Below are 5,854 nucleotides of genomic sequence, written 5' to 3' on the forward strand. Positions count from 1 at the left end.
ACAGGCCGACCCGCTGCGCAGGATGAAAGCTGCGCGGCCCGGCCTGTTGCTCACCCCACGCTGCGAGGCGTAACTAACCCAAGGACTCTGGTCGCCGCTGGATGAAACCTCAGAGGCACGTCAGGGGCAATACAGGGAGCGGTGTCTCGTAATCGAAGAGGGATAGCTGTACTGTCATCGGCCTGTAGCAGCGTAGAGGAAGGCTAGGCTATTTTCGAATGCCTCGTCCCAGATTTTGGCATGACGTGGGTCAAAATAGGCCCTTGCGTAGTGAAGCGGCATCTCAGATTCCCGCGTCCAGCCAAAAAACGGACGTAACCGGTGCAAGGCCTCATCGTGATCCATGCCCGAATCCATGAAACGCTGAAGTCGGATCACCGCCGATGTATGTCTAAAATCGTGTGCCGACAGTTTGGTAATACCGTCATATTCAAGCGCAACTTTAGCTTCTGGTGACAGGTGCTGTTTAGCAACTCCAAGTAGGTCATCGACCGAGCTTGCAGCTAGAGGGCGCCTTTCGGCAGAAGAAAAAAGGAAGACATGCTCAACGTCGCCCCTGTATTGACTGACGTAAGTGTCGATCGCAGCAGCCAGCGCTTGCGATAGGGGAATTTGACGAACAGCGCTGCTCGTCTTCAGTCTGGGGCGACGCGACCTTACATCGACCTCGTCGTCGGTACTGGTGACATCCAGCCAAAGCCGCACGTCACCAATGCCTGGATCGAACTGCTGCTTCACACCGTCTACCGTCAAGCTCAATGCTTCGCCTATGCGAAGTCCCAGCTGAACCAGAAGCATCAAAAGAACAAAATTTCGCCATTTTCCGCGAGGGGTCCGAAACGGATTTCTTAGGCTATCCGGATGAAAAATCTCGTAGATATCTTCCAGCGCCAACCCAGGGATGGCTCGGATTCTAGCCGATGGTTTGCGTGCTCGAACTCTTAGTTGGTCGAAGCGCTGCCGCATGAAGCGAAGGCGCTGCGACATCTCGCGACAGTCCGTGCCGACGACGTTCTGGAGAACAGAGAACACAAAAACACAAGCTAGCCGCCATCCGCGCAGATCCTGGCCAGCTTGTCGGACCAGGAGGTTAGCCGAAAGTACGGCCTCGACCCTAGGGAAGTCAGGCGCCATCAGCGCTGCATCCAAATCTACTGGCGGCACCATCGCTTCAGCTTGGCGATACATAGCGTCCGCCGCCTTAGCGTACGCATACCTCGTCGATGGCGCGAGGTGACCGTTTAGAACGTCGATCCAAATCGTTGCGCAATAGCGAGGGAGACCGATCTTGTCGGCGCAGTACGGCCCGGTCAGGGGCTCAGGAAGGGCAAGTTGCATAAACCAGACGCGCGATAAGGGTATCAAGTGCGCCTTGTCACAACCGCAGCGCTTCGATCAAGTCTGAACGTTGGTGATGTGGACCGCTCAAAGCCCAGCTGCTGCGCGTTTTGAAGGCTGCGCAGCTGGGCTTTGAGCTCCGTTGTGGTTGAGGTATGCAACACCATCGAACCCGTGTTTTATTCACATAATATATCTTATGCGAATGACGTCGTCGCGGGCGATTGTCGGTTTTTGTCGCTGAACTCAAACCCTGCGACTCGCATATGATGCGGCCTGGTCGCAGCCAGTATTCGTCTCGAGCGCCGTTTCTGTAACTCATTCATGCGACTCATCAGGCAATGTCGAGCGTATTGATCGCCTGTTGGCGCTGTAGCCGCCGGCGGGTCAGTCGCGCATCCCCAAACTCCAAGCGTTCTGCGGGCGTGAATCCGTCCGCCTCAAACCGCGCAATACCAGTCGCCTGACTATCGTGAAGCCGGAAGCTGGGCGACAGACCAGGTCGCGGGCCTGCAGAGGTCGCGCCGGGTCGCATGGATCATCGCCGGCGCAGCGGCGGCCGTCGCCGTGGCCGAGGCCTGCGCCCTCGTCATCCTCATGCCGCTGAAGACGGTCGAGCCCTATACCCTGATGGTCGACCGCACGACCGGCTTCGTCCAGGCGCTGAAGCCGCTGGATCCGGGCCAGATCACGCCGGACAAGGCCCTGGTTCAGTCCATGCTGGTCCAGTACGTCATCGCCCGCGAAGGCTTCGACATGGCCACCCTCCAGTCCGACTACCGCAAGGTCGGGCTGTGGTCCGCCGAACAGGCCCGCTCGGACTATCTGGCGCACATGCAGGCCTCCAACATCGACAGCCCGCTGACGCGCTATCCGCGCACCTCCGTCATCGAGACCCGGGTCAAGAGCGTGTCGCGTCTGGACGACCGTTCCGCACTCGTCCGTTTCGAGACCGTCAGGCGCGACGCCGACGGTCCCTATCATTCGCCCGCCCCCTGGGTGGCCGTCGTCGACTATCGCTTCTCGGGCGAGCCCATGTCGGCCGAGGACCGTTTCCTCAACCCTCTGGGCTTCCAGGTGCTGAAGTACAGGCGCGACCCCGAGACCCTCGCCCCGGTCGATGTCGAAACAACCCGCGACATCCAGCAGACTATGCCGATCGAGGCGGAAGAGGTCCGGGTCGACGCTCCGACGGAGGCGACGCCGTGAAACACCTCGCCGTCCTGCTACCTCTGCTCATCGGCGCCCCGGCGACAGCCCAGACACCGCCGACATCCGAGCCGCAAGCCTCCTCGCCGGGCGATCAACGCCTGCGCCTCATCCCTTACAACCCGGCCCAGGTCGTGCGGCTGGCGGCGGCGACCAACTACCAGCTGACGCTGATCTTCGGTTCGGACGAACGGGTCGAGAACGTCGCCATCGGCGACAGCGAGGCCTGGCAGGCCACGCTCAACAATCGCGGCGACGCTCTCTTTCTCAAGCCGCTGCGCTCGAACGGCGTGACCAATATGACGGTCATCACCGATCTGCGGGTCTACAGTTTCGAGCTCTCGGCGACCTATGGCCCGACCGCCGAGACCCCCTACACCGTCCGCTTCACCCACCCGGACAAGGCCCGGAACGAGAACGCTCCGACAGCTCAGGCCACGACCGGTCGATACCGCCTGCGCGGAGCCCGCGCCCTTCGTCCGTCGGCGATCAGCGACGACGGCGTGCGCACCTATGTTGAATGGCGCGCGCAGCAAACCCTTCCGGCGGTCTTCGCCATTGACGAGCGCGGCGACGAGGTGCTTCTCGACGGCCATATGCGTGACGGCCGCTATGTGGTCGACGCCGTCCACCCCACCCTTCTCTTCCGGCTGGAACGACAGACCGCGCGCGCCGACCGCATTCGCCAACGGCCCGCCCGATGAACCTCCACGTCCGCGATCCTCGCCAGGGCGCAACCGAGGCGGATATCCGTCCTATCGTCGCCCGACAGGGTCGCGACCTGCCCATCTGGCTGATCGTGGGCGGCGTCGCACTGGGCGGCGTCTTGCTGTTCACCACGCTCGACGCCCGTCGTCGTGCCCTGACTGTGCCGACGACACAGGCACGCGCTGCGGATATCGCGCAGGCTTCCGTCCCCTTGCCGCCTCTCTACATCATCCCCGATCCGCCGCCTCCCCCCGCGCCTTCGCTTTCCGCCACGGCAGAGACCGTGATCACGCCGACGCCATTGCCGCCCCAGCCTTCGCCTCAGCCGCCGCCCTCGCCGTTCGCGCCCCAGCCGCCGCCGCCCAACTATACGCCGCCGCCCTGGGCGTCCTCGCCGCCGCCGATGTCTCATTCGCCCTCACGGCCCGTCTCCAGCGGCGCCGTTCTGGTGATCGACGCCACGACGGGTCCTCCAAGGGCCGCCAACGCCAACGACGGCGCATCCGAGGCGAACAGGGCGGGCGATCAGGCGATTCAGTCGACGCGGCTGGATCGGCGGGCCACGACCGTACCCCAGGGCACGCTCATTCCCGCTGTGCTGGAGACGGCCCTCGACTCCACGCGTCCCGGTCATGTCCGGGCTATCGTCTCGCGCGACGTGACCGGCTTTGATGGAAGCCGCATTCTCATCCCGCGCGGCACGCGCCTGTTCGGCGAGTACCAGGCCGACATGGCGGCGGGCCAGAGGCGTGCCCTGGTGCAATGGACCCGGCTCGTCAGGCCTGACGGCGTCACCGTCGCTCTCGCTTCTCCAGCCGCCGACATCCAGGGGCGCGCCGGTATCCAGGGGCGCGTGGACAACCACTTCCTGGCCCGCTTCGGCGACGCCCTGTTGCAGACCACCCTCAACGTCGGCGCCAACCTCGCGGGGCAAAGCCTCAGTCGAGACGCCCCGGTCGTGGTCGCCCTGCCCGGCGCCATTCAGGGCGCCGGCGCCTCGGCCGCGCCGTCTCGCCCCCAGCCGACGCTTCGGGTGGACGCAGGGGTGCGGGTGACGGCGCTCGTCGCCCGCGATCTGGAGTTTCCTTCGGGCGAGGCGAAGCGATGACCCGGCCGTTACCCGACGGCCAAATCTACCTGCGAAGCTATCTGGCGCCCTTCGCCGACATCCTGGCCCGGGAGGACGTCACGGACATCTACGTCAACGCCCCCGGCGAGCTTTGGGCCGAGACCCTGGGCGGCGGCGTCGAACATCACAGGGTCGAGGGCCTGACCCCCGACGTGCTCATACGGCTGGCCCGGCAGATCGCCGCCTACGCCCATCAGGGCGTCAGCCGCGAGCACCCGATCCTGTCAGCGGCCCTGCCGGGCGGCGAACGGGTCCAGATCGTCATTCCGCCGGCGACGCGCGGCCATATCGCCCTGGCCATTCGCAAGCACGTCTCGTCTGATCTGACCCTCGACGACTACGTCGCGTCCGGCGCCTTTGAACACGTCCATTCTCACGACACGCGCCAGGCCAACCAGAACGCCGTCCTTCACGATCTTCTGGCTGCCGGCGACATCGCAGGACTGCTGGCGACCGCAATCAGGACCCGGCGCAACATCCTCATCTCCGGTGGCACCTCCACGGGCAAGACGACCTTCCTCAACGCCCTCATCAAGGAGATCCCAGCAGAGGAACGGCTGATCTTCATCGAGGACACGCCGGAGCTTCATCTGAGCCATCCCAACACGGTCGGTCTGCTGGCGGCGCGCAGCGCTCTGGGGGAAGCCTCCGTCACCGCGGATGACCTGCTGAACGCCTCGCTGCGGATGCGCCCCGACCGGATCATCCTGGGCGAACTGCGCGGCCCCGAGGCCTACACTTTCCTGCGAGCGGTCAACACGGGCCACCCAGGGTCGATGACGACCGTCCACGCCGACAGCCCGGAACGCGCCGTTGAACAGATCGCCCTCTTGGTGCTGCAAGGCGGAACCCGGCTCAGGCGCGAAGACATCCTCCACTACGTGCGCTCGACCATCGACGTCTATGTGCAGCTTGCGCGTACCGGAGGACGACGGGGCGTGTCTGGGATCGCCTTGGGATCGGAAAGCGTGCAAGCTTAACTATTAACTATTCAAATCAACTCGCAACCTTACGCTCCAGCCATCGTGATGATGCCGAAGATCATGGCGATGGCGCTGAACCGGACGCCGCCATCGGCGGTCGTCGGCGTGAGGTAGGCGACCGAGAAGCAGGGGATCGACAGCCCGTAAGGACGCCGATGGCCAGTTTTTGGGACGTCGGCCCGCGAACGGATCCGACGACTGCGCCTCCGGGGCCTGCGGAATGGAGCCGACCCGTTTCAGCGCCTGGGTCACAGGATGATCGTCCAGCTGCTGACCCGTCGGCGCCGTCCTGTCGTGCAGGCGCACACCCCGGGCGATCCCGCTACTGCCAGCGCTCCGCTGAAGCCACCTTTCAGTATGTGACGTGCCCCTGAGAATTTCCTCCACGCGGAGCTAGAGTCCGGCCCTTGAAAGGACGGACGGAATGAAACGAGCGAGATTCTCGGAAGAGCAGATCATCGGGATCCTGCGGGAGAACGAGGCCGGC

The 5,854-nt window shown here is 64.1% G+C and carries 5 protein-coding genes; 4 read left to right on the forward strand and 1 reads right to left on the reverse strand.

The window, feature by feature from the left end; genetic code table 11:
• Positions 1-174: 174 nt before the first annotated feature.
• Positions 175-1,188, reverse strand: coding sequence for a tyrosine-type recombinase/integrase (locus ACREEF_RS15290; RefSeq protein ID WP_431566425.1), 1,014 nt, complete (start codon positions 1,186-1,188; stop codon positions 175-177).
• A 579-nt stretch (positions 1,189-1,767) separates the two neighbouring features.
• Here ACREEF_RS15290 and ACREEF_RS15295 point away from each other — a divergent pair.
• The 4 genes from ACREEF_RS15295 to virB11 are packed head-to-tail and all read left to right on the forward strand — an operon-like array spanning position 1,768 to position 5,364.
• Positions 1,768-2,547, forward strand: a complete 780-nt coding sequence (locus ACREEF_RS15295) for a virB8 family protein (protein WP_431566429.1) — start codon at positions 1,768-1,770, stop codon at positions 2,545-2,547.
• On the forward strand, positions 2,544-3,251 hold the full coding sequence (locus ACREEF_RS15300) for a TrbG/VirB9 family P-type conjugative transfer protein (RefSeq protein ID WP_431566426.1): 708 nt from the start codon (positions 2,544-2,546) through the stop codon (positions 3,249-3,251). Before ACREEF_RS15295 ends, ACREEF_RS15300 begins: the two co-directional genes overlap by 4 nt.
• Positions 3,248-4,363 (forward strand): TrbI/VirB10 family protein, encoded by a 1,116-nt coding sequence (locus ACREEF_RS15305; RefSeq protein ID WP_431566427.1) that lies wholly within the window; start codon positions 3,248-3,250, stop codon positions 4,361-4,363. The genes ACREEF_RS15300 and ACREEF_RS15305 overlap by 4 nt, the downstream gene beginning before the upstream one ends.
• Positions 4,360-5,364: a P-type DNA transfer ATPase VirB11 gene (virB11, locus tag ACREEF_RS15310; RefSeq protein ID WP_431566428.1), complete on the forward strand. Its 1,005-nt coding sequence runs from the start codon at positions 4,360-4,362 to the stop codon at positions 5,362-5,364. The genes ACREEF_RS15305 and virB11 overlap by 4 nt, the downstream gene beginning before the upstream one ends.
• Positions 5,365-5,854 lie beyond the last annotated feature (490 nt).

The sequence above is a fragment of the Brevundimonas sp. genome (assembly GCF_050729455.1).
Classification (GTDB): Bacteria; Pseudomonadota; Alphaproteobacteria; order Caulobacterales; family Caulobacteraceae; genus Brevundimonas.